This is a genomic window from Magnetospirillum sulfuroxidans, assembly GCF_018224925.1.
Classification (GTDB): domain Bacteria; phylum Pseudomonadota; class Alphaproteobacteria; order Rhodospirillales; family Magnetospirillaceae; genus Magnetospirillum; species Magnetospirillum sulfuroxidans.
The window spans coordinates 26719-49842 of sequence record NZ_JAGTUF010000018.1 but is presented as its reverse complement, the minus strand read 5'-3'; the positions used below and the strand labels follow the sequence as shown (position 1 = coordinate 49842).

Genomic DNA, 23124 nt, shown 5'->3' with positions numbered 1-23124 from the left:
GGAAAGGCCGCCGGGCGGGCCTCCGCATGGCTGACCCGGAGGAAAAACATGCGAGCGCCCCCGCAGCCCCTGGGTTGATCGTACCGGCCGACCGGTCAGGCGCCGCCGAAACTTTGCACCAGCGAGCCCACCACCATGTACCAGCCATCGACCAGCACAAAGAAGATCAGCTTGAACGGCAGGGCCACCTGGGCCGGCGGAATCATCATCATACCCATGCTCATCAGCACCGAGGCGATGACCATGTCGATGACGATGAAGGGCAGGTAAATCAGAAAGCCGATCTCGAAGGCGCGGCGCAATTCGCTGATCATGAAGGCCGGGATCAACGCCTTCAACGCGGCATCCTCGGCCTTGCTCACCTCGGGCGAACGCGACAGATCAAGGAACAATCGCAAGTCCTGATCCCGCACATGACGCAGCATGAAGGTCTGCAACGGCTTGACCGTGGCCTCGAAGGCGGCGCTTTCCTCCAGCGACCCCTCGACATAGGGCTGAATGCCGTCATTCCACGCTTGCTCGAAGGTCGGGGCCATGATGAAGGCGGTCAGGAACATGGCCAAGGAAACCATCACCATGTTGGGCGGGCTTTGCATGGTGCCCAAGGCCTGACGCAGAAAGCCCAAAACGATGATGATGCGGGTGAACGAGGTCACCATCACCAAAATCGACGGCGCCACCGACAAGACCGTGGTCAGCGCGATCAGCTGAATGACCCGCAAGGTGGTTGAATTGGGGTTGTTGCCGCCGCCGGCCGCCCCCAAATCCAGGGTCAGTTGCTGCGCCCAGGCGGGGGCCGTGGCCGCCATCACGCCGATGACCGCCAACCCCGCCAGCATTGCCCAACCACGCCTCATGGCTTAATTCCCTTCGCCCTGCATTGGCCCGCCCGGCGCGGCATCGATATTGGCCTCGATCACCACGTCGCCGGCAGCCCCCAGCAGCAGCAGATGTTCGCGGCCGTCCCGCCGCACCAGCACCAGCCGACGCCGCGAATCGACGGCGATGGTTTCAATCACGCCGAGACGCCGATTCCCCGGCTGTCGCGGCACCATGCCGGGAACGCCGAAGCGGCGCAAGAGCCACAGCACGCCGACAATCATTCCCAACACCAGCACCAAGGCGGCGACGGTTCGAATATAATTGGCCATGTCCATCAGGACTCGCCCCCACTTTCCGGCTCGGGCGGCGATGGCGGCGGGTCCATGCGATCGCAGACCATCTCGGCCAGCCGGTCAAGATCGCCGATCAGTTTTTCCAGGGCCGGAATCATGGTTTCGCCCAAATCCTTCGGCAGCTCGGCCACGGTTTCGCACACCCCCCGGATCTTGCCTTCCAGCGCCGACAGATCGACGGTGGTGCCGGTGGACAAAAGACGCCGCGCCGTCATCACCATGGACGAGGCCTTTTCCAGTTCCTGGGTCAAATGCGGCACCGCGCTCATGCTTCCCCCTCCGCCGCCGCAACGGCGTCGGGCATGCGCCCGTTGGCGCGATAGACATAGGCCAGGATTTCCGCCACCGCGGCAAAGGCTTCCAAGGGGATCACCGTATCAACCTCGACCGCCGCCAGCACCTGCGCCAGATCCGGGTCGGTGCGGACCTTGACGCCGTTGGCGAAGGCCAATTGCAAAATCTGTTCGGCCAGCGCCCCCTTGCCAGAGGCGGTGACCACCGGAGCATCCCCCTGATCGGGGTCATATTGCAAAGCCACGGCGACCGCGGCCGAGCGCCGCCCCGCCGCCGGTTCGACGGTGGGGGTCTCGGCGGCCTCGTCCCAGAGGTCACGACCCTCGCCCATGCATGCGCCTTCCCGGTTGCGTCTCTGGGCAAAGTCTGGAAGCTGCGCACTTAAAATCCGGTTAAACCGGCCGAACCCGAATCGATTCACCGTTTCTTAAAGCCGCCCGATTCATACTCGGCGACGGTATAAGGACAAGAGGTCCGGGTCATGTATGACAAACTGACTTTGGTTAATTTGGCGCAAAGCCGCATGGATTGGGTTGCCCGGCGGCAGGAAGTGCTGTCGGAAAACATCGCCAACGCCAACACGCCAAAATACATTCCCCAGGACCTCAAGGCCTTTGACTTCAAGGACGTGCTCAATCAAAGCGTCCCCTTGGTTCAGGTAAAATCCACCAACAGCGGTCACATCGTGCCGGAATATCACGACGAGCAGCGGGTGGTGGACACCAAGAAGACCTTTGAATCGTCGCCCGATGGCAACGCCGTGGTGCTGGAGGAACAGATGGCCAAGGTTGGTGAGGCGAAAACCGCCTACGAAACCGCCGCCGCCTTGTTCCAGCGTCAGTTCAAAATGCTCAAGACCGCCCTGGGCAAGGGCATCTAAGCCGGAAAGACGATCATGGACGAACTGCAAAAATCCTCGAAGATCGCCATCTCCGGCATGAAAGCGCAATCCGAGCGATTGCGGGTCATCTCGGAGAATCTGGCCAACGCCGATTCCCTCGCCCGCACCCCGGACGGCACCCCCTATAAGCGCAAGGTGATCTCGTTCAAAAGCGAACTGGACCGCGCCAACGGCTATACCGGCGTCAAGGTCGACAAGGTCCGCCCCGACGCTTCCGAATTCCAGCGCCGCTATGACCCCAAGCACCCCGCCGCCGACCGCGATGGCTATGTGCTGGCCCCCAACGTTAATCCGTTGATCGAGATGATGGACATGCGCGAGGCTCAGCGCAGTTATGAAGCCAACCTGAATGTGATAAACTCGTCCAAACAGCTGCTGTCGCGTACCGTCGAAATGCTGCGCCCGTAAGCGACGTTTAAGGATTTGCCGCCATGACCCGTATCGCCGACGCCGTCAACGCCTATGCCGCCTTCGCCAAGCTGCCTTCGGCCGCCGAGGGCATGGAAGCACGCGACACGCCCGCCCCGGTTCCCGGCAGCGATTTCGCCAGCGTGCTCAAGGATGCCGCCAAGATGTCGGTTGGCGCCCTTAAAGAGGCCGAGCAGCAATCCGCCGCCGCCATCGCCGGCAAGGCCGACATCCGCGAAGTGGTCGCCGCCGTCAACAACGCCGAACTGACCCTGGAAACCGTGGTCACCGTGCGCGACAAGGTGATCAACGCCTATAATGAAATCCTGCGCATGCCCATCTGAGGCATGTTGATGCGAAACCTGCCCCCGCGCCCCCAAGCCCGAGCGGCGTTTGAGCCGCCCGGCACGGGCGTGCCACGGGCAAAACCCCGAGCGGCGTCTGAGCCGCCCGGCACGGGCGTGCCACGGGCAAAAGCCCGAGCGGCGTCTGAGCCGCCCGGCACGGGCGCGCCACGGGCAAAACCCCGAGCGGCGTCTGAGCCGCCCGGCACGGGCGCGCTACGGGCACAAACATCATGACCGAAGCCGAGCTGATCGATATTGCCCGCGATGGCATTTCCACCATGATCATGGTGGCGGCGCCGCCGCTCTTGACCGGCTTGGCCGTCGGCTTGATCATTTCCATCTTGCAGACCGTTACCCAAATTCAGGAAATGACCCTGACCTTCGTGCCCAAGGTCGTGTTGGTGTTCGGGTCGATCATCTTGTTCCTGCCCTTCATGCTGGGGCAAATGACCGATTTCTGGAAGGCCATGCTGGACCGCATCATCACAGGCGGCGGATGAGCCCGGCGGCCGAAGGCGGGGCGTCGTGCTAAACGAAATCCTGACGCTGGATATCTATCGCTTTTTCCTGATTTTCACCCGCATCGGCGCGGCCCTGATGATCATGCCCGGAATGGGCGGCCACTTGGTATCCAGCCGCATTCGCCTGATTTTCGGATTGGCGATTTCCCTGGTGCTGCTGCCGGTCATTGGCACCACGCTGCCGCCGCTCCCCACCCGCCTGAGCAACCTGATCCTGCTGATCGGATCCGAGGCGATGATCGGCTTTTACCTTGGCATCCTGACCCAGGCGTTGATGAGCACCTTGCATGTGGCCGGCACCTTCATCGGCTTTCAGGTCGGGCTGACCAACGCCTTTTCCTTTGACGCGGTGGCCGAACAGCAAAGCTCGACCCTGACCGCCTTGTTCACCAACACCGCCTTGATCGCCATCTTCGCCACCGACCTGCACCATCTGATGCTGCGGGCGATCGCCGATTCCTATGCCGTCTTGATCCCCGGCCAACCATTGCCGCTGGGGGATTTCGCCGAAACCCTGGGCAAGCTACTGTCGGCCAGCATCGGTTTCGCCCTGCAACTGGCCGCGCCGCTTTTGGCGTTCGGCATGATCTACAACGTGGCGCTGGGCCTGATGTCGCGCCTGTCGCCGCAAATTCAGGTGTTCTTCATCGCCCTGCCCTTGCAGGTGCTGGCCGGCTTGTGGATGATGATGGTGGCGCTGCCGCTCATCATCATGCTGTTCCTACGCTGGTTCGAGGACGGATTGATGCCGTTCCTGACGCCGAGGTAGGGCCATGGCCGAAGATTCCGACGACAAAACCGAAGACCCAACAGGCAAACGACTGGGGGAGGCCCGTAAAGAGGGCAACATGCCCCAGACCATGGAAGTCAAGGCGCTGATGTCGCTGGTGCTGGCCACCATCATGATCGGCATTCTGGCGCCAGGCATGGCTTCCCAGATCAAGGCGACCCTCTCCCCCTTTATTGAACAACCGCACGCCATCCAGATCGGCCATGACGGCCTGAGCGAGTTGATGCTGCATTTGGCCCTGGGCGTCTTCGTCGCCATGGCCGCCCCCTTTGCCCTGGTGATCACCCTGGGCATCCTGGGCTCGGTCGCCCAGACCAAGGGGTTCATGTGGGTGCCGAAAAAGCTGGTCCCCGACTTTACCAAGCTCAGCCCGCTACAGGGGTTCAAGCGCATCTTCTCGGCCAACCAGTTGATGGAACTGGCCAAGCAGATCATCAAACTGTCGGTTTTGGGCGGATTGCTGGGCTGGATATTTTGGGGCAGCATCGCCGATTTTCAGAATCTGGCCACCTTGGATCTGATGGCCATTTTGGAATACATCTCGAACAAGGTCTATTGGATGATCCTGGTCACCCTGATGATGGTGACCGTATTGGCTGCCGCCGATTTCGCCTTCCAGTATTGGCGCTGGATGGAAAAAATGAAAATGACCAAGCAAGAGGTCAAGGACGAGCACAAGCAGCAAGAAGGCGACCCCCAGGTCAAGGCCAAGATCAAGTCGCTGCGGATGCAGCGTGCCCGCAAGCGCATGATGGCGGCGGTGCCGCGCGCCGACGTGATCATCACCAACCCCACCCATTACGCCGTGGCGTTGAAATACGACATCGACGCCATGAGCGCGCCGGTCCTGGTGGCCAAGGGCGCAGATTTGGTCGCCAAGCGTATTCGCGATCTGGGCACCGAGCACAATGTTCCCATCGTCGAAAACCCACCGGTGGCCCGCGCCCTTTACGCCGCCGTCGAACTGGACCAGGAAATTCCGCCCGAACATTACAAAGCGGTGGCCGAAATCATCGGCTATGTCATGCGGTTGAAAGGCAAGATTGCGAACTGATTGGCGGCTGAACCCGCTGCCCTGGACCCTGGGGGCGGCGGTGATCGCCTTGACGGGGATGGCAATTCTCGATACCGGCGATCTGGTCTTGGCCATGATCGGAGCCGCCGCCGTCGCCTTGACCGCCACCTTTGCCCTGGTCCGGCGCGGGATTAACGACCACGCCGCCGCCGGCCAAGCCACCATTTTGGCCGCCGCGCTGGAATCCGAACTCCGGGCGTGCCTGATCACCACCAGCACCGGCGGCGAACTTTACCGCAATTCGCTGGGCCGCCGCCTGCTGGGACCGGCAACGGCGCCGTTGGCGCCGTTGATGGAGCGCGCCGCCGGCGATGACCGCGCCTTGGGCGATCTGGAACGACTGGAAGCCGCCGCCATGGTCGGCGCCCCCCGCAAGGCCGAGATTTCCCTGACCACCGCCGATGGCGGCCGCGAATGGTTCGCCATGGAAGTTCGCCCTGCCAGCCGAACCGCCGTGGTCTGGTTTGTCGAGGATGTTTCCGCCCGCCGCGCCATCGAGGAAACATTGCGCCGGGAAAACGAATGGCTGGCCGATTTCATTGATTTCCTGCCCATCGGCGTCTATTGCGCCGATTCCGACGGCATCATTCGCACCGCCAATCACCGCCTGGCCGAATGGCTGGGCGGCACGCCATCGGAATTGATCGGCCATTCCCTTGAAGACGTGCTGGGACTGACCCCCGATCCGGAAGCGGAACGGGTGGAATTGCGGCTGATGGGGCGCGGCGGCGAGGTGTTCCAGGCCATGCTGGCCCATTCGGTGTTCGACGAAGGCGGCGAAATCCGCACCCGTTCGGTGGTGGTGCGCGACATGGTGCCGGAACATCAATGGGAACGGGCCATGCGAACCGCCGAACGCCGCTTCCGCTGGCTGTTCGACGACGCCCCCGTCGGCATCGCCCTGATCGACCCCGACGGCACCATTGGCGCCTGCAATCTGGCTTTGCAAGCCATGATGGGCATCGACCATGACGGCATGATTGGCCGCGCCCTGGCCGATTATATCGCCGCCGAGCAGCAAGGTTTAGCCGCCGAGCAATTGAACCGGGTGCTGTCCGGATCCCTGCCCGGCGCCCATCTCGACGTCCGGCTGAAAGGCCGGCGCGACCTGATCGCCCAATTATTCGTCAGCCCCACCCATGAAGACGGGGCCATTTCCGGTCTGATCGTCCATTTCATCGACGCCACCGAGCAACGCAACCTGGAAGTCCAGTTCGCTCAGTCGCAGAAAATGCAGGCCATGGGCCAGTTGGCCGGCGGCGTCGCCCATGATTTCAACAATCTTCTGACCGCGATGATCGGCTTTTGCGATCTGCTGCTGCAACGTCACGGCGCCGGCGACCCCAGTTTCGCCGACATCATGCAGGTCCGCCAAAACGCCAACCGCGCCGCCAGTCTGGTCCGCCAATTGCTGGCTTTTTCCCGTCGCCAAGCCTTGCAGCCGCGCCTGCTCAACGTCACCGACGCCCTGGCTGAATTATCCACCTTGCTGCGTCGTCTGCTGGGCGAAACCATCGACCTCAAGCTGGTCCATGGCCGCCAGTTGGGTTTGGTGCGCGTCGATCCCGGCCAGTTCGACCAAGTCATCATTAATCTGGCGGTCAACGCCCGCGACGCCATGCCCGGCGGCGGCGTGCTGACCATTCGCACCAATACCATCACCGTCGATCAGCCGGTGCAACGCGGCCCCGAGCTGATGCCCGCCGGCCAATACGTGCTGATCGAAGTCAGCGATAGCGGGACCGGCATCGCCCGCGACAATCTCAGCCGCATCTTCGAGCCGTTCTTTTCCACCAAGGAAGTCGGGGCCGGCACCGGCCTGGGCCTGTCCACCGTCTATGGCATCGTCCGCCAGACCGATGGCTTCATCGTCGTCGACAGCGAGCTGGGCCAGGGCGCCACCTTCGCCATCTATCTGCCACGCTTCGAAGCGGACCCGGCGCAGGAGCCGAAAAAAATCGCCGCCGCCAGCGATTCCGCCGATCTGACCGGATCGGGGACCATCTTGCTGGTCGAAGACGAAGATGCAGTCCGCATGTTCGGGACCAGGGCATTGAAGAACAAGGGGTACAAGGTGATCGAGGCCCGTTCCGGCGAACAGGCATTGGCCGTGCTGCGATCGGAACAGGGCATCGACGTCTTGATCTCTGACGTGGTCATGCCCGGCATGGATGGGGTGACCTTGGCCAAGTTGGTCCGGATGGAACGCCCCACTATCCGGTTGATCCTGATTTCCGGCTATTCCGAGGACGTCGCGCGGAACGGCATCGACCCCGATGCCGGCATCCACTTCCTGCCCAAGCCTTTCTCGCTCAAACAATTGGCCGAAACGGTCAAACAGGTGATGAGCACCCCGGCGTGAGCGAAAGCGGCGCACAGCGGCCGCGCACGAAAAAGGTATAGAACAAGAACAAAAGCGAACATTCCTGTTGCGTTCTCATTGCAACCGTGTACCTTGGAATGCAGGAAGCTGATTGCATCACCCCGCCAAGCGGGATAAACCAAGGGGGCCGCCAATGTCTCAGGCTGCGTTGCGTCTCGTGGATAAGGACACCATGGATCGTCAGAAGGCACTGGAAGCCGCCGTCAGCCAAATCGAGCGGGCGTTCGGCAAGGGCTCCATCATGAAGATGGGGCAAAAGGAAACCGTCGAAACCGAAGTGGTCTCCACCGGTTCGCTGGGTTTGGATATCGCCCTGGGCATCGGCGGCTTGCCGCGCGGCCGGATCATCGAGATTTATGGGCCGGAAAGCTCGGGCAAGACCACCTTGGCCTTGCACGTCCTGGCCGAAGCCCAGAAAAAAGGCGGCACCTGCGCCTTCATCGATGCCGAACACGCGCTCGACCCCTCTTATGCCCGCAAGCTGGGCGTCAACCTGAACGATCTGCTGATCAGTCAGCCCGACGCTGGCGAACAGGCCCTGGAAATCTGCGACACCCTGGTTCGCTCTGGCGCCGTCGATGTTCTGGTGGTGGATTCGGTTGCCGCCCTGGTGCCCCGCGCCGAACTGGAAGGCGAGATGGGCGATTCCCATGTCGGCCTGCACGCCCGCCTGATGAGCCAGGCCTTGCGCAAGCTGACCGGCTCGGTCTCCAAGTCCAAGACCATCGTCATCTTCATCAATCAGATCCGCATGAAGATCGGCGTCATGTTCGGCAACCCCGAAACCACCACCGGCGGCAACGCGCTCAAGTTCTACGCTTCCGTCCGCATGGAAATCCGCCGCGTCGGCGCCATCAAGGACCGCGACGAAGTGGTCGGCAACCAGACCCGCGTCAAGGTGGTCAAGAACAAGCTGGCGCCGCCGTTCAAGGTGGTCGATTTCGACATCATGTATGGTGAGGGCATTTCCAAGAATGGCGAATTGATCGATCTGGGCGTCAAGGCCAATGTCGTCGAAAAGTCGGGGGCATGGTTTTCGTACAATTCCACCCGTGTCGGCCAGGGCCGCGAAAACGCCAAGCAATTCCTGCGTGACAATCCGACCATGGCGGCCGAAATCGAAGCGACCATCCGCGCCAATGCCGGGCTGGTCGCCGAAGCCTTGGCCGCCGGCCCCGGCGATTTGGACGGCAATGCCGCCGAAGATTGACACCTTGCCTTGAAACCGATCCGGTCGTTGGTCCGCGCTGACGATCTTGCCTTACCGCCCGGCTTGTGCCGGGCGGTCTTTTTGCGCCGGGTTCCTGCCGCATATCCTGCCGAGCAGAGTTTGCCTCTGCCCCAGTTACCGCCGACCGAACAGCTTCTCGATATCGGCCAATCCCAAGCTCACATGCGTGGGACGACCGTGATTGCACTGACCTGACAGCGGCGTTGCCTCCATCTGCCGCAACAGCGCATTCATCTCGGGCGCCGAGAGCCGCCGTCCCGCCCGCACCGAGCCATGACAGGCCAGGGTGGCGCAGACATCCACCAGCTTTTCCTTCAGCTTCAGCGCCTCGCCCCATTCGGCCAAATCGTCGGCCAAATCGCGGATCATGGATTGGACGTCGCACTCGCCCAAAAGAGCCGGGGTTTCGCGCACCACCACCGCGCCGGGACCAAAGCCTTCCACCACCAGCCCCAATTCGGCCAGAAGCGGCGCGGCTTCCGCCACCCGAGTGGCGCCGGCCTCGCCCAGTTCGATCACTTCCGGCAGCAGCAAGGCCTGGGTCTTGACGCGTCCTTCGGCCAGGGCTGCGCGCATGCGTTCCAGCACCAATCGTTCATGCGCCGCGTGCTGATCGACAATGACCAGGCCGGTGCGGGTTTCAGCAACGATATAGGTGTCGTGCAATTGTGCCCGCGCCGCCCCCAGTGGAAAATCCAAGGCCTGGGGATCGACTGGCGTCTCGGAATGTGGCGCCGCTGGCGGCATATGCAGGCCGGGCAGCGCTTCGGACAGCCCCAGCGGGGCCTGCGCCGCGACGGCCTGCCAGATCTGGCCGTGGCTGGGACGGGAAGACGGCTGCCACTGATAGGAAAAGCCTGGACGCGGTGCCGCCGCCGCGCCCAAAGCCCCCAAGGCGGCGTCGCTGACGGTCGAGGCGGTCCGGTGCCCCGCCGCCGCCAAGGCGTGGCGTATGGCCGAAACAATCAGACCCCGCACCAACCCAGCCTCGCGGAAACGGACTTCGGATTTGGCGGGATGAACGTTTACATCGACGCTGTCGGCGGGCAAATCGACAAACAAGGCCACCGCCGGGTGGCGGTCATGGGACAGGACATCCTGATAGGCCCCCCGCACGGCGCCGATGACCAATCGGTCTTTTACCGGCCGGCCGTTGACGAACAGGTATTGATAGGCGCTGGTTCCCTTGTTGAAGGTGGGCAAACCGGCCCAGCCGGTCAGCCGGATCCCTTCGCGTTCGGCGTCCAAGGCGACGGCATTGTCTTGGAAATCGCGGCCGATGATGGCCCCCAGGCGGGCAAGCAAAGCGCCCGCCGCATCGCCGCGCTGACCGCTGAGCTTCAGGACCGAGCGGGCGCCGTCACTCAGCGAAAACGCCACCTGCGGGTGGGCCATGGCCAGGCGCTCAAGCACATCCACCGCATGGGCCAATTCGGTCCGCGGCGCTTTGAGGAATTTCAGCCGCGCCGGGGTGGCGAAGAACAGGTCGCGGACCTCGACCCGCGTTCCCGGCGGATGCGCCGCCGGCACCGGCCGCCCCTTAGCCCCGCCTTCCACCGACAGCGCCCACGCCGATTCCGCCCCTTGCGGCCGTGAGGTGATGGTCAGCCGCGCCACCGAGCCGATGGACGGCAACGCTTCGCCGCGAAAGCCCAGATGGCGGATATGCACCAGATCGTCATCCGGCAATTTCGAGGTGGCGTGACGCTCCACCGCCAGCTCCAACTGATCCGGGGCCATGCCGCAACCGTCATCGCTGACGCTGATCAGGGCTTGGCCGCCTTCGGCGACCACCACGTCGATGCGGCTGGCGCCGGCGTCAAGGGCGTTTTCCACCAATTCCTTGATGGCCGAGGCCGGACGCTCGACCACCTCGCCGGCGGCAATCTGATTAACCAGGGTGGGGGGAAGCAAACGTATGGGCATGGCTGAATCTTAACCCGGCCCGCTTGAATTCACCACTTCTTCACTCCATCTATTTCAAGATATGCACAGGGATGGGCAGGCGAGGCTCCCATGACGACCAAAACACTACACCCTGCGCACGCGCACCCACCCAAGCCACACCCGGCTTGGCTTTCCGCTGGCCTTGCCGTCATGGCCGTGGGCGGCGGCGTGGCGGCGTGGATGTTGCTGAGCGGCGGCGACGATGCCGCCGATCCCGCCGACATGTTGCTGAGCCAGATGCAGGCGGCCGCCGCCGGCGGCAATCCGCCGGCGTTTCACGCCCTTGGCGGTTCGTTGCGCACGATTCAAGGAAATGGGCGGATCAACGTCATCGCCAGTGATGTTCCTGCCCGTCAATGCGTCAAGGTCGGCTGGCGGCTGGCCAAGATCGGCACGGTCATCGTCAACGGCGCCCTGCCGACACGATTGTCAGCGGCAAAACTGAGCGAATTGTGCGAAGGCGGCGCGACCCTGACCTGGATTCCAGATTAACCGGGTGAGGCTGGCACGATCAGCTGCACCGTTTGCGGGGCGATGCTTATTTCCGCCGGCAGACGGGCGACGATATCGCCATCCCCCTGTAACGGCGCCCCTCGCGGCCCCATGATCACCATGGATTCAGCCGAAATGACCATCACTTCGGGCAGGTCCGACAATTTGTTCATGGGCAGCGCCAGACCATAGCGCATCATCCCGGCGACGCCGGATTTAGGCAGGATGCAGACTTCCAGCTTCGGACTTTCCAACCGCGCGTCCGGGGCGGCGATGAATGGGCCGCCATAATAGCGGCCCTTGCAGGCCACCGCCATGCGGCCTTCGTAAATCTCGCCATTGGCGCGAACGGTGATCTCGGGGAAGTCGTAGCCAAAGGCCTGTTTGACGCTTTCCACCACATAGGCCAGCTTGCCGGTGGCGCGTTTCAGCGCGATGTTGACGCCTTCGACCACGTGGGCATCCAAGCCGGCACCAGCCATCAGCACGAAGTGACGGCCGTTGGCCACCCCCAGATGAACGTTGTGCACCGGGCCATCGGCGATGGTTTGGGCGATCTGTTCCGAATTCTTGGGATCAAGGCCGATTTCCAGCGCCAGCACATTGGCGGTACCCAGGGGAATAACCGCCAAGGCGACGCCACCGGGGCCGTCAACCATGCCGTTGACCACTTCGTTTACGGTGCCATCGCCGCCAGCGGCGACAATCACGTCATAATCCGCCGGGCTGGCGGCCCGAGCATAGGCTTCAGCGTCGCCGCGTTGAGTGGTTTGCACGGCGGTCACCAGGCAGCCCAGCGCCTGCAATCGCTCCAGCACGTCGGCCAGACGCTTTTTGCGCCGCCGCCCCGCGGTGGGATTGTGGATGACGAGGCAACGTCGCGCCTGCGCCGTCGCCAAAGTGTGGTTATCCGTCTGGATCATAGTCTGCGCCAACATGAGCCTTTGTATACCCCGCCATAACTTTAAATGGTCATGAAAGAATTGTTACACAATGCCTTCATTTCCATGAATTCTATTTGCCAGACCACAATAGATATGTACTTCCCCCCAAAGCAGATACTAAAACGCGCCGTAAGTTCCTTTGAGGCTGGTGCAAGCCCATGACCATGGATTCCATGCCCGAACGGCATTACCGCAGTATCTGGATATCCGACGTCCATTTGGGCACACGGGGATGCAAGGCTGATTACCTGCTGGATTTTCTCAAACACACCGAATCCGATTACTTGTATCTGGTTGGTGACATGATTGACGGCTGGCGTCTGCGCCGGTCCTGGTACTGGCCCCAAGCCCATAACGATGTGGTGCAGAAAATCCTGCGCAAGGCGCGCAAGGGCACCAATGTGGTGTTCGTCCCCGGCAATCACGACGAATTCGCCCGCGGCTACACCGAACACACCTTCGGCGACATCACCGTGATGGCGCAGGCGGTGCACGAAACCGCCGATGGCAAGCGCCTTTTGGTTCTGCACGGCGACGCCTTCGACGGCGTCGTCAAATATGCCAAGTGGTTGGCCCATCTGGGCGATTCCGCCTATACGGTCGCGCTGGCGGCCAATCACTGGTTCAACCTGATCCGCCGCCGCTTGGGCTATTCTTATTGGTCGCTGTCGGCCTATCTGAAACACAAGGTCAAGAACGCCGTTCAGTTCATCGACGATTACGAACAGACCATCGTCGAGGAAGCCCGACGCCAAGGCGTCGATGGCGTCGTCTGCGGCCATATCCACCACGCCGAACTGCGTCAAGTCGACGGCATCACCTATGCCAATGACGGCGATTGGGTGGAAAGCTGCACCGCCTTGGTCGAGCACGCCGATGGCCGACTGGAAATCCTGAACTGGCTCGCGCTTTCGCCGCTCAGCCTTTCCGTTCCCCCTGCCCCCATCCAGGCCCCGGCCAAGGAGAAGGAATGCGCATACTCGTGGTCTCGGATGCCTGGTTTCCTCAGGTCAATGGCGTCGTTCGGACGCTTGACACCCTAAGAGCGGAATTGCTGACCGCCGGCCACGACGTGGTCATGGTCACCCCCGATTGCTTCCGCTCGCTGCCGTGTCCCAGTTATCCGGAAATCCGACTGGCGGTGAAGCCCGGCCGCAAACTGCGCCACCTGATCGAGCAGGCGCAGCCCTGTGCCATCCACATCGCCACCGAGGGACCGTTGGGCTGGGCGGCGCGGCGCTATTGCCTGCGCCGCAAGCTGCCTTTCACCACCGCCTATCACACCAAATTCCCCGAATATATCCAGGCGCGGTGGCGGGTGCCGCTGCGCCTGTCCTATGCGGTGATGCGGCGCTTCCATGGCGCTTCGTCACGGATCATGGTGGCGACCCAAGGCGTCGAGGACGAATTGGCCCGGCGCGGCTTTCGCAATATCGGCCGCTGGTCGCGCGGCGTCGATACTCAAATGTTTCAGCCGCGCCCGCACTGCAAGCAGGCGGATGGCCCCTGGGGCGATCTGCCGCGTCCGATCTTTTTGTATGTCGGCCGGGTGGCGGTGGAGAAAAATATCCAGGCCTTTCTTGATCTCGATCTGCCGGGGTCGAAAGTGGTGGTCGGCGACGGCCCGCAACTGGACGATTTACGCCGCAAACACCCCGAGATCCGTTTCGCCGGCGCCCATTTCGGCGATGATCTGGCCCGCCATTATGCCGGCGCCGACGTCTTCGTCTTTCCGTCGCGCACCGACACCTTCGGTCTGGTGTTGCTGGAAGCCTTGGCTTCGGGGTTGCCGGTGGCCGCCTATCCGGTCCCCGGCCCCTTGGACGTCATCGGCGATTCCCCCGTCGGCGTGCTGTCGGAAAACCTGCGCGAGGCGGCGCTTCAGGCCAGCCAGATCGACCCGACCCTGTGCCGCCAGCACGCGCTGACCTTTAGCTGGACGGCTTGTACCAGCCAGTTTCTCGACAATTTACGGCCGTTCGAGCCGCTGGTGTGGGATTTACCGCAACCGGCTTAGACCGTGACGCCCTAAATGTGCATCACGGTCGAACCTTCATCATTTTCCCTCGCCGGGCGCATGCCTCCGCATGCTTGGCCGCGCCCGCAATGGGCGCTGGAGCGGCGTGCCTCAGAGTAAAGGCGCGCCGCCTTAATGCTGGTGGTCGTGGTCGGGTAAATCCTCGGCCGCGTGCTGATGATCGTGCGGCTTCCAACCATGCTTGACGTCGTCGTGGCTGTGGAGATGAGCCTCCTCGGCCGCGTGCTGGTGCGGATGGCTGTGTTGGTGCAAATGCTCGTGGCTGTGGGCATGGGCATGGGGATGCACATGGGTGACGTCGCCATGGCTGTGTTCATGCGCATGCACATGGCTGTGCTCATGCGCGTGGGCGTGCTTGTGGCCGTGGCTGTGCGGGCCGTGATGGGAACCGTGCATGATCGACTTCCGCAAAAGGGCGAATTGCGATCAGTTTAGCCCAACAACCGCCCCGCTTCCAGATTCACCCGTCGCTGGGTCAGGGCGGTCAAGGCCTCGTCGTCATGGGCGATGATCACCATGGCCTGGGGCAGTTCGGCCAGCACCTGCAACAAGCGGGCGCGAGCTTCGCGGTCGAGGCCGTTGGTGGGTTCGTCCAGCAACAATACCTTGGGCTCCATCGCCAACACCGAGGCCAGGGCGACCAGACGCTTTTGCCCCCCGGACAGTTTGTGGGTGACGCGGTCGTCAAAGCCGGCAAGCCCGACCAAGGCCAAGGCGCGGGCGGCGGCGTCCCGTGCCTGTGCCCGGCTTTTGCCCAGATTAAGCGGCCCGAAGGCCACGTCCTCGGCCACCGTTGGGCAAAACAATTGATCGTCGGAATCTTGGAACAGCAAGCCGGCCTGGGCGCGAACGTCGTGGAAATCGGCTTCCTTGCGCCGTTCGCGGCCAAAGGCGACGATGCGGCCGGCGCAGGGGACACGCAAGCCGACCATCAGATGAAACAGCGTGGTTTTGCCCGAACCATTGGCCCCGCACAACGCCACCCGCTCGCCGGCGGCAAGGGTGAAATCGACCTGATCCAGCACCGGACGGGCGCTTTCATAGGAAAATGAGACCCGATCAAGATGAAACAGCGGTGAACTCACATCACGTCCAATGCGGCCAGCAGCAGCAGCGACACCGCCTGTACGGCGCCGAACCCCCAATCCAGCCTGCCGGGGCGGTGTTCGTCAAGCAAATGAAAACGACCGTCGAAGCCCCGACAGCGCATGGCGGCGTGAATCCGTTCGGATCGTTCCAGAGTGCCGACCAGCAGCATGCCGATCAGATGCCCCAATGACCGCCAGCAATGCAGGCAAGCGGTCGGGCGGAAAGCCCGCGCCCGCATGGCCAGACGCAAACGCGCGTATTGGCGGTACAAAACTTCGATATAGCGCACGGTGAACAAGAACAGGGCGACGAAACGAAGCGGCAACCCCAGCCGGGCCAGGGCGTGGCCCAGCGCCGGCAATTCCATCGCCCCGATCAGCGCCAAGGTGGCCAGCACCACCGCATTGGCCTTTAAGACGATGATTAGGGCGCGGTGCAATCCCTCGACCCCGAGACCGATTCCGGCGATATGAACCACCGCCGGCCCGCCCATGGTGAATGGCAAGGTCGCCAGGGTCAGCAGCATGAAACCTTCCAGCGCCAGCAGGCGCCGCATTGTCGTCCCCCAGGGCAAGCGCGCCAGCAGCGCCAGCCCGGCGGCCAGCCCCAGGGCGGCGAGCAAGGCCGCCACCGACTGGCACCACACCACCGCGGCGGCAAAGACCAGCGCCGCCATCACCCGGCTGCGCGGATCAAGCCGGGCCAGCAGCGGCCGCGCCTGTCCCGGCAAATCCAGCGGCGAAGCGGAGCCAAGGGCAAGAACGCTCATGGCTGCCCCCGGCGGCGGGCGCTCAGCCAAGCGAAGCAGCCGAAAATACCGAAAATAAAGCCGATGCCGCCGATGATGTCGGACAGTCGCGCCCGCGATTCCAGCGCGTCGATCTGTTCGCGCAACGGCCGCAACTGACGGGCCAGCGCCAGCTCTAACGTGGCCATGTCGCTGGCCGGTGTCAGGGCTGGGGGGGGTGCCTCGGCCATTGCGGCGGCGCCGATGCGCGCTTCGGCCATATGGCCATCCCCGGATTCGAAGCGGATCAGATAGGCGCGGCCATCGGGCGGGGTATAGCGGAACGCGCCGTTTTCATCGGTGTGCACGCTGGCGATCACCGTTCCGGCGGCGTCGATCACATGGCCGCTGAGGCCGGCGGCCTTGCCGCCACCGGCGAAATAGGCGCTGCCGACCATCTCGCCGCCCTCGGCGCTGACGAACAGCTTGAGCTTGTGGGCCCAGGCCGGCGACGCCGACATTATCAGCACGGCCGCGATCAACAGCGCCTTCATGACGACATCTCCAACGCTTCGGGTTTGACCTTGACCAGCAAGCCGAGCACGGCGGCGGTGAACACCGCCTCGACCGCCATCAGCGGCACATAGGTGAACACCAGCAATTTGGCTCCGACCAGGAATTCCCGCCCGGACAAGGCCAGGCAAACCGCCACCATCAGCGCCGTCGCCGCCACCGCGCCGCCGCCAGCGATGATGCCGGCAAGCGTTGGCCGGGCAAGAAAACGCCGCCCGAGCAAGCCCATCAACACCGCCGGCAAGGCGATATTGGCGATATTGACGCCCAGCACGATCAAGCCGCCGAATCCGAACAGCACCGCTTGCAAAATCAGGCCGACGGCGATGGCGGGAAAGGCGGCCCAGCCCAAGATCACCCCGGCGAGGCCGCCCAACAACAGATGCACGCTGGTCAGCCCAACGGGGAAATGCACCAGCGAGGCGACAAAGAACAAGGCCGCCAGCACCGCCACCTTGGGCACCCGCTCCGGCGTCAACCGGCGCAAGCCCATGCCCAAGCCGCCAAGGCTGACAACAGCGCCGGCCACCAGAACGGGAACGGAAACGATGCCGTCGGGAATGTGAGCCATTACTTCATGTCCACCGCTTTGACCCACAGCAGCCCGCCCAATTCGGTCGGCACCATCTTGCCGCCGGGGCCTTTCATCGGCTTGCCGTCGATCAGGGCGGCGAAGCCCCACCAGCCGGCGCGCGGCAGGCCATAGGTGAACTGTCCCTGGGCATCGGCCTTGATCACCTGGGTGACGAAGGGGTCCGACGGCGCGTGCACCGAGCCATCGTTGCGCCATTCCACCTCGATCTCGGCGAACGGCGCAATCTTGCCGTTATGACGGACGATGCCGCGAAACACGTTGCCGGTCCACAGACCGTAAGGGCGGACCAGCGGCTCGATTTCCACCGGCAGACCGACCAGGGTGTCCCACCCTTCGCCGGCGCCGAGATCGACCACCACCTTGGCATAATGAATGATCTGCTTGCCCTCGCCCGGCTCCCAATAGGGCGCCGGTTCGACGTAATAGACATAGTCGCCAGGAGCCTTGAGTTTATGCGACACGGTATAGGCGGTCTTGCCCTCGCCTTTCTTCACCGCCACCAGCGCCGCCTTTAAATCTTCCTTGCCGGCGGGCGAGACCACGCCCATGCGCGTCGGCAGCGCCATCTCCATCACCGGCCCCTGCTCCATCGGATGGGTGAAGGTCAAATCCAGGCTGAGCGTATGATCGCCGTCCTCGGCGACGATGTCGGCCGACGGGATGATTTCCTGAAAATGAGCCAAGGCGGCAACCGGAGCCAGGGTCAGGCCAGCCCAAACGGCCGCGGCGACGGGAAAACGATGCATTGGTCAACCCCCAAAAAATTATGCGACTTTGTGTTGCCGGTTAGCATAATCGGCTGACGCGATCCTGCCAACGCAAAAACGACGGGGCCGGGGGATGGTCGGGGTGGGGCCGCTCTGTTAGTATCGAACCAATCAATATGGGTAGGAAGGGGGTCCGCAATGCCGCATCCGATCAACCTGCCGGCATGGCGGCAGTTGACTGCCCATGCCGGGGAAATGGGCGAACGGCACATGCGCGACATGTTCGCCGCCGACCCCCATCGTTTCGAACGCTTTTCCCTGCGCCTGGGGGATGTGCTGCTGGATTATTCCAAGAACCGCATCACCGCCCACACCATGGAATTGCTGACCCAATTGGCGGGCGAAACCGGGGTTGAAACCGCCCGCGCCGCCATGTTCGCCGGCGAGGCCATCAACACCACCGAGAATCGGGCCGTCCTGCATACGGCGCTGCGCGCTCATGACCGCCCGGAAGTGGCCGCCGTGCTGGACAAAATGAAGCATTTCGCCCAAGCCGTGCGCTCGGGCGCCTGGAAGGGCGCCACCGGCAAGGTCATCACCGATGTCGTCAATATCGGCATTGGCGGTTCCGACCTGGGGCCGGTGATGGTGTCCGAAGCGTTGCGGCCTTACCACAAGGACGGCTTGCGCGTGCGCTTCGTCTCTAACGTCGATGGCACCCATCTGGCCGAAACGCTGAAATTATGCGTTCCAGAAACCACCTTATTCATCATCGCGTCCAAGACTTTCACCACCCAGGAAACCATGGCCAATGCCTATAGCGCCAAGGATTGGCTGGTGGGCGGCTTGGGTCAGGATGCGGTGGCCAGCCATTTCGTCGCCCTGTCCACCAATGCCGCGGCGGTGGCTGAATTCGGCATCGACACCGAACATATGTTCGAATTCTGGGATTGGGTCGGCGGGCGTTATTCGCTGTGGTCCGCCATCGGCCTGTCCATCGCCGTGGCTATCGGCTTCAATGATTTCCGCCGTCTGCTCGACGGCGCCGCGCTGATGGACGACCATTTCCGCACCGCCCCCCTGGCCGTCAACATGCCGGTGGTGCTGGCGCTGCTGGGGGTTTGGTACAACAATTTCATGGGCGCCGCCGCCCATGCGGTGCTGCCCTATGACCAGTATCTGCACCGCCTGCCGGCTTATTTGCAGCAATTGGACATGGAATCCAATGGCAAGAGCACGGCGCGCGACGGCAGCCCGGTGAGTTGGCAGACCGGGCCAATCATTTTCGGCGAGCCCGGCACCAATGGCCAGCATGCCTTTTATCAGTTGATCCACCAGGGCACGAAACTGATCCCCTGCGATTTCCTGGCCGCCGCCACCACCCATAACCCCATGGGCGACCATCACGCCTTGCTGTTGTCCAACTTTCTGGCCCAGCCCGAGGCATTGATGCGCGGCAAGACCCTGGACGAGGTCAAGGGCGAAAATCCCAGCCAGTCCGAGGCGCAAGCGGCGCATCGGGTCTTCGCCGGCAATCATCCGACCAACACCGTGCTTTATAAAACCTTGGACCCGCACACCCTGGGCATGCTGATCGCGTTGTACGAACACAAGGTCTTCGTCCAGGGCATCATCTGGGACATCAATTCGTTCGATCAATGGGGGGTGGAATTGGGCAAGCAATTGGCCAAGAAAATCCTGCCGCAACTCAATGGGACCGCCCCGCCCGCTGACCACCATGATTGCTCGACCGCGGGATTGATCGCCGCCATCAAGGGATTGCGGCAATAACCCGCAACAGATGCTTGCCAACTCTCTTATGGCGACGAAGGGCAATTCTTGGTCATTGCGTCAAGCCGCCTTTCAATCGTGGCGACGGCATCAAGGGCACTGAGATGCGCGGTATCGACGATCAGGCGAGGCTCGGTCCGGGGGACATAATCGTGTGACGTCACCGACGACCATGTGGGAAGGATGAAGCCTTTTATGTCTGGCGCACGCCCTTCCACCCGCCGCCGATGTTCTTTTTTGTCGCTACAGATCACCTCGACCTCAAGAAGACGGCCCCCGTCAATGGCGTGCGCCACATCGCGCCAGCCTTGCCGGCTTTCGGGGACGGGATTGACGCTGACGGCAACCACTGGATTGCCGAGCTTGAGATTCGAGGACGCGATGGCATAGGCCACGACGTAGCCGGCAGGGCCAAGCTCTTGGTCGAATCCAAAATGTTGCTTGAGCGCGTGTTCGATCTCGTCAACACGAACATAGGCAGCCGATCGTTTGGCGGCCAACGCCTTGCCGATTGTCGTCTTGCCGGTGCCGGGCAATCCGCTGAGGATGATGAGCATAAGATCTCCGACGCGGCGGATGGGGCAAAGATCAGATCAGTCGCCGCACGGGGCGAAAACCTCGTCCCAGGTGGCCATCAGGGCGCAATCCACTTCTTCCAGGGTCGGGGTCAAGCCCAAATCCCACAACGACGTCACCCCGTGCTGGCTGATGCCGCAGGGAACGATGCCGGAAAAATGCGACAGATCGGGTTCGACATTGAGCGCGATGCCGTGAAAGCTGACCCAATGGCGCACGCGGACGCCGATGGCGGCGATCTTGTCCTCGCGCCGTCCGCTCCCGCTGGGGCCACGATCAACCCAGATGCCGACGCGGCCATCGCGACGTTCGCCCTTGACCTGGAAACGGGCCAAGGTGCGGATGATCCATTCCTCGAGCGCCCGAACATAGCCGCGAACATCGCCATCGCGCTTTTTCAGATTCAGCATGACATAGGCCACCCGTTGCCCCGGACCGTGATAGGTGTACTGACCGCCGCGCCCGCTGGGGTAGACCGGAAACCGATCGGGGCTCAGCAGGTCGCGCGGATCGGCGCTGGTGCCGGCGGTATAAAGCGGCGGATGTTCCAGCAACCACACGCATTCCGGCGCGTCGCCGGCATGAATGGCGGCGACGCGCTGCTCCATGAAGGCCACCGCCTCGGGATATGGCACCGGATTATCACTGATTCGCCATTCCAGGGTTTGATTCATGCGCTCCCCCTCGGAAAGTCCGCTTGATTAACAAAGCCCGATTTGGTATTCCCCTCTCTCCCCGTTGGCAAGGTCTTTCGGGGTTCTACCAGCGTGCGACCATGGCGGAACTGGTAGACGCGCACGCTTGAGGTGCGTGTGACGAAAGTCGTGGGAGTTCGAGTCTCCCTGGTCGCACCAACCTAAAGCCGGAAACGGCTTCAGAACCCCCGGAATGCCTCGCATTTCCGGGGTTTTCTGTATCTGGAATTCGCTCTTGCCCTCCCCATGCAGACCTATGGTATAGATGAAGACGTCATGCGGCGGAACTGTGCCGCAGGCTTCACTTCATTGGGGGACCTCATGAAAAAAACCATCTTGGCTCTGGCCGCCATTGTCGCTTTGTCGCCGTTCGCCGCCCAAGCCGGCGACCAAGACTTCACTTTGGTCAACAAGACCGGCTACCAGATCGACGAAGTCTATGTCGCCACGCCCAATTCCAATAGCTGGGGCCATGACATCATGGGTGACGGCGTGCTGGCCAATGGCGCCAAAAAGACCGTGCGCTTCAAGTCCTCGACCACGGCCTGCAAGTGGCAGCTGGCGGTGAAGTTCGAAGACGGCAGCGACGTCGAATGGGAAGACGCCTTCGATCTGTGCACGGTCGAGACCGTGACCTTGAAGTACAACAAGGGCACCGGCGTCACTTCGGCCGTGGCCGAATAAAACCGCTCATCCCAAGTCCCGATGAGTTGAACGCAGCGGGACTTGGTATCACACATCGCCGATGATGGCGGCTTGCGCGTCATGTGCCCTACCGTAACGGCGGCGCATACAGCAAACCGCCATCACTCCACAGGGCGTTTTGCCCCCGACGGATGCCCAACGGCCCCAGATTGCGGGCGAAGATTTCACCATAATTGCCGATGGCCGCGATAATGCGGCGGGCCCAGCCCGGATCAAGACGCAGGCTGGCGCCAAATCCCGGCTCCTCGCCCTTCAACCGCCGCATCTCGGCATCCGTGGCGACCATGGTGTCCACGTTTTCCCGTCCCAGCCCGCGCGCCTCGGCGATGATCGGCACCAGCACCGACCAGCGGACGATCGCGAACCATTCGGGATCGCTGTTGATCACCGCCGGCCCCAACGGCTCCCGCGAGATGATGGTGTCCAGCAGGGTCCAAGCCCCCTCCATGATGGCACGCCGGCTTTTTTGCGCCGCCAGTTCGGTGTTATCGCCGGTAACGACACCGCAGCGCCGTTCGGCGAAGGCGTTGAACTTTTCTTCACTCGACGACAGCGCCAGAACCTTGGCCGGGCTTTGCCGCCGGATCAGGTATTCCTGCAAGGCACTGGCCGAAGTGGTCCCGCTTTGCACGCAAATGGTCGAGGATGACGCCCACGGATCGGCAAGATCGCTCCATTTCATGAAGCCCTGGCCATCATGAAAGGCGATGACCGGAAAGGTCGACATCATCGATGTGTCGCGGTCGAAGGTCCATGTGGTCATGCCGAAAGCCACGTCCAGTTCCCCCTCGGCCAGGGCATGGAACTTGTACTTCGTCGTCACCCGCTGCACCTGTATGGCCTGGGGGTTATTGAGGACGGCGGCGGCGATGGCCCGGCACAAATCAACTTCCAACCCAACGGGAACACCGCGATTGTCGAAGCCGCCGAAGCCGGGGGTCTGATCGACGCCGCACACCACCTTGCCCCGCGCCAGAACCCGGTCCAGTACCGCGCCCGCCCAGGCGGCCGAGGCAACGGACTGAATCAAAAGCAGGATCACGCCGAAGCTGAACAGGCGAAACAACATCCGAACCCCTTTCCCTCTTTCAAGGCTCATACTAAGGTACGGATGGATGGA

At 62.6% G+C, this 23124-nt stretch carries 28 protein-coding genes and 1 tRNA gene; 14 read left to right on the top strand and 15 right to left on the bottom strand.

What is annotated here, in order from left to right:
• Window positions 1-95: 95 nt before the first annotated feature.
• The 4 genes from fliP to KEC16_RS15715 are packed head-to-tail and all read right to left on the bottom strand — an operon-like array spanning window position 96 to window position 1800.
• Window positions 96-857, bottom strand: a complete 762-nt coding sequence (gene fliP / locus KEC16_RS15730) for a flagellar type III secretion system pore protein FliP (protein WP_211550642.1) — start codon at window positions 855-857, stop codon at window positions 96-98.
• 3 nt (window positions 858-860) lie between these two features.
• Entirely contained in the window at window positions 861-1157 is a 297-nt protein-coding gene (locus tag KEC16_RS15725; protein ID WP_211550640.1) for a flagellar biosynthetic protein FliO, read from the bottom strand.
• On the bottom strand, window positions 1157-1444 hold the full coding sequence (locus KEC16_RS15720) for a hypothetical protein (protein WP_211550638.1): 288 nt from the start codon (window positions 1442-1444) through the stop codon (window positions 1157-1159). Before KEC16_RS15720 ends, KEC16_RS15725 begins: the two co-directional genes overlap by 1 nt.
• Window positions 1441-1800, bottom strand: coding sequence for an EscU/YscU/HrcU family type III secretion system export apparatus switch protein (locus tag KEC16_RS15715; RefSeq protein WP_211550636.1), 360 nt, complete (start codon window positions 1798-1800; stop codon window positions 1441-1443). The genes KEC16_RS15720 and KEC16_RS15715 overlap by 4 nt, the downstream gene beginning before the upstream one ends.
• 150 nt (window positions 1801-1950) lie before the next feature.
• On the opposite strand from KEC16_RS15715, the gene flgB reads away from it, so the two are divergent.
• From flgB to recA, 8 genes are all read left to right on the top strand, one after another.
• Window positions 1951-2349, top strand: coding sequence for a flagellar basal body rod protein FlgB (flgB, locus tag KEC16_RS15710; protein ID WP_211550634.1), 399 nt, complete (start codon window positions 1951-1953; stop codon window positions 2347-2349).
• A 15-nt stretch (window positions 2350-2364) separates the two neighbouring features.
• Window positions 2365-2778 (top strand): flagellar basal body rod protein FlgC, encoded by a 414-nt coding sequence (flgC, locus tag KEC16_RS15705; RefSeq protein WP_211550633.1) that lies wholly within the window; start codon window positions 2365-2367, stop codon window positions 2776-2778.
• Between the two features lie 92 nt (window positions 2779-2870).
• Window positions 2871-3122, top strand: coding sequence for a flagellar hook-basal body complex protein FliE (gene fliE, locus KEC16_RS15700; protein ID WP_428846066.1), 252 nt, complete (start codon window positions 2871-2873; stop codon window positions 3120-3122).
• Between the two features lie 233 nt (window positions 3123-3355).
• Window positions 3356-3625 (top strand): flagellar biosynthesis protein FliQ, encoded by a 270-nt coding sequence (gene fliQ / locus KEC16_RS15695; RefSeq protein WP_211550629.1) that lies wholly within the window; start codon window positions 3356-3358, stop codon window positions 3623-3625.
• A 25-nt stretch (window positions 3626-3650) separates the two neighbouring features.
• Window positions 3651-4415, top strand: coding sequence for a flagellar biosynthetic protein FliR (gene fliR, locus KEC16_RS15690; protein WP_211550627.1), 765 nt, complete (start codon window positions 3651-3653; stop codon window positions 4413-4415).
• A gap of 4 nt (window positions 4416-4419) precedes the next feature.
• Window positions 4420-5490 carry a flagellar biosynthesis protein FlhB gene (flhB, locus tag KEC16_RS15685; RefSeq protein ID WP_211550625.1) on the top strand — a complete coding sequence of 357 codons (1071 nt, stop codon included), beginning with the start codon at window positions 4420-4422 and terminating at the stop codon, window positions 5488-5490.
• On the top strand, window positions 5480-7873 hold the full coding sequence (locus tag KEC16_RS15680; protein WP_249209243.1) for a hybrid sensor histidine kinase/response regulator: 2394 nt from the start codon (window positions 5480-5482) through the stop codon (window positions 7871-7873). Before flhB ends, KEC16_RS15680 begins: the two co-directional genes overlap by 11 nt.
• Before the next feature lie 154 nt (window positions 7874-8027).
• Window positions 8028-9104: a recombinase RecA gene (recA, locus tag KEC16_RS15675; RefSeq protein ID WP_211550623.1), complete on the top strand. Its 1077-nt coding sequence runs from the start codon at window positions 8028-8030 to the stop codon at window positions 9102-9104.
• Between the two features lie 135 nt (window positions 9105-9239).
• Here the strand turns inward: recA and mutL are convergent, their stop codons facing one another.
• Entirely contained in the window at window positions 9240-11051 is a 1812-nt protein-coding gene (mutL, locus tag KEC16_RS15670; protein ID WP_211550622.1) for a DNA mismatch repair endonuclease MutL, read from the bottom strand.
• A 171-nt stretch (window positions 11052-11222) separates the two neighbouring features.
• Between mutL and KEC16_RS15665 the strand changes: the two genes are divergently transcribed.
• Window positions 11223-11564, top strand: a complete 342-nt coding sequence (locus KEC16_RS15665; RefSeq protein WP_211550620.1) for a hypothetical protein — start codon at window positions 11223-11225, stop codon at window positions 11562-11564.
• Here KEC16_RS15665 and KEC16_RS15660 read toward each other — a convergent pair.
• The gene (locus tag KEC16_RS15660) at window positions 11561-12487 is read right to left on the bottom strand and encodes a diacylglycerol/lipid kinase family protein (protein ID WP_211550618.1); all 927 of its coding nucleotides are present in this window, start codon (window positions 12485-12487) and stop codon (window positions 11561-11563) included. The two genes, KEC16_RS15665 and KEC16_RS15660, sit on opposite strands and share 4 nt — an antisense overlap.
• A 185-nt stretch (window positions 12488-12672) precedes the next feature.
• On the opposite strand from KEC16_RS15660, the gene KEC16_RS15655 reads away from it, so the two are divergent.
• On the top strand, window positions 12673-13551 hold the full coding sequence (locus KEC16_RS15655) for a UDP-2,3-diacylglucosamine diphosphatase (RefSeq protein WP_211550695.1): 879 nt from the start codon (window positions 12673-12675) through the stop codon (window positions 13549-13551).
• A complete protein-coding gene (locus KEC16_RS15650; RefSeq protein ID WP_211550617.1) occupies window positions 13479-14525 on the top strand; it encodes a glycosyltransferase family 4 protein in 1047 nt (348 codons plus the stop codon). The genes KEC16_RS15655 and KEC16_RS15650 overlap by 73 nt, the downstream gene beginning before the upstream one ends.
• A 132-nt stretch (window positions 14526-14657) precedes the next feature.
• Here the strand turns inward: KEC16_RS15650 and KEC16_RS15645 are convergent, their stop codons facing one another.
• From KEC16_RS15645 to KEC16_RS15620, 6 genes are read right to left on the bottom strand one after another with little or no spacing between them, the layout of a single operon-like run.
• On the bottom strand, window positions 14658-14942 hold the full coding sequence (locus KEC16_RS15645; protein ID WP_211550615.1) for a hypothetical protein: 285 nt from the start codon (window positions 14940-14942) through the stop codon (window positions 14658-14660).
• A gap of 35 nt (window positions 14943-14977) precedes the next feature.
• Window positions 14978-15631 (bottom strand): energy-coupling factor ABC transporter ATP-binding protein, encoded by a 654-nt coding sequence (locus tag KEC16_RS15640; protein WP_346344105.1) that lies wholly within the window; start codon window positions 15629-15631, stop codon window positions 14978-14980.
• Window positions 15628-16404 carry a cobalt ECF transporter T component CbiQ gene (gene cbiQ / locus KEC16_RS15635; RefSeq protein ID WP_211550613.1) on the bottom strand — a complete coding sequence of 259 codons (777 nt, stop codon included), beginning with the start codon at window positions 16402-16404 and terminating at the stop codon, window positions 15628-15630. The genes KEC16_RS15640 and cbiQ overlap by 4 nt, the downstream gene beginning before the upstream one ends.
• On the bottom strand, window positions 16401-16916 hold the full coding sequence (locus KEC16_RS15630) for a hypothetical protein (protein ID WP_211550611.1): 516 nt from the start codon (window positions 16914-16916) through the stop codon (window positions 16401-16403). The genes cbiQ and KEC16_RS15630 overlap by 4 nt, the downstream gene beginning before the upstream one ends.
• Entirely contained in the window at window positions 16913-17506 is a 594-nt protein-coding gene (gene cbiM, locus KEC16_RS15625; protein WP_211550609.1) for a cobalt transporter CbiM, read from the bottom strand. The genes KEC16_RS15630 and cbiM overlap by 4 nt, the downstream gene beginning before the upstream one ends.
• Window positions 17506-18276, bottom strand: a complete 771-nt coding sequence (locus KEC16_RS15620) for a DUF4198 domain-containing protein (RefSeq protein WP_211550607.1) — start codon at window positions 18274-18276, stop codon at window positions 17506-17508. Before KEC16_RS15620 ends, cbiM begins: the two co-directional genes overlap by 1 nt.
• 159 nt (window positions 18277-18435) lie before the next feature.
• On the opposite strand from KEC16_RS15620, the gene pgi reads away from it, so the two are divergent.
• The gene (gene pgi / locus KEC16_RS15615; protein ID WP_211550605.1) at window positions 18436-20028 is read left to right on the top strand and encodes a glucose-6-phosphate isomerase; all 1593 of its coding nucleotides are present in this window, start codon (window positions 18436-18438) and stop codon (window positions 20026-20028) included.
• Window positions 20029-20054: 26 nt separating this feature from the next.
• On the opposite strand, the gene KEC16_RS15610 is transcribed toward pgi, so the two are convergent.
• Together KEC16_RS15610 and lipB are read right to left on the bottom strand one after the other, a co-directional pair.
• The gene (locus KEC16_RS15610; RefSeq protein ID WP_211550603.1) at window positions 20055-20585 is read right to left on the bottom strand and encodes a P-loop nucleotide/nucleoside kinase family protein; all 531 of its coding nucleotides are present in this window, start codon (window positions 20583-20585) and stop codon (window positions 20055-20057) included.
• A 36-nt stretch (window positions 20586-20621) separates the two neighbouring features.
• A complete protein-coding gene (gene lipB, locus KEC16_RS15605; protein WP_283091929.1) occupies window positions 20622-21278 on the bottom strand; it encodes a lipoyl(octanoyl) transferase LipB in 657 nt (218 codons plus the stop codon).
• 95 nt (window positions 21279-21373) lie between these two features.
• Between lipB and KEC16_RS15600 the strand changes: the two genes are divergently transcribed.
• Both KEC16_RS15600 and KEC16_RS15595 read left to right on the top strand, forming a co-directional pair.
• Window positions 21374-21458: transfer RNA gene (locus KEC16_RS15600), tRNA-Leu, on the top strand.
• Window positions 21459-21620: 162 nt separating this feature from the next.
• Window positions 21621-21983: a hypothetical protein gene (locus KEC16_RS15595; protein WP_211550601.1), complete on the top strand. Its 363-nt coding sequence runs from the start codon at window positions 21621-21623 to the stop codon at window positions 21981-21983.
• Between the two features lie 88 nt (window positions 21984-22071).
• Here KEC16_RS15595 and KEC16_RS15590 read toward each other — a convergent pair whose 3' ends face one another.
• The gene (locus KEC16_RS15590; protein WP_211550599.1) at window positions 22072-23073 is read right to left on the bottom strand and encodes a transporter substrate-binding domain-containing protein; all 1002 of its coding nucleotides are present in this window, start codon (window positions 23071-23073) and stop codon (window positions 22072-22074) included.
• Window positions 23074-23124 lie beyond the last annotated feature (51 nt).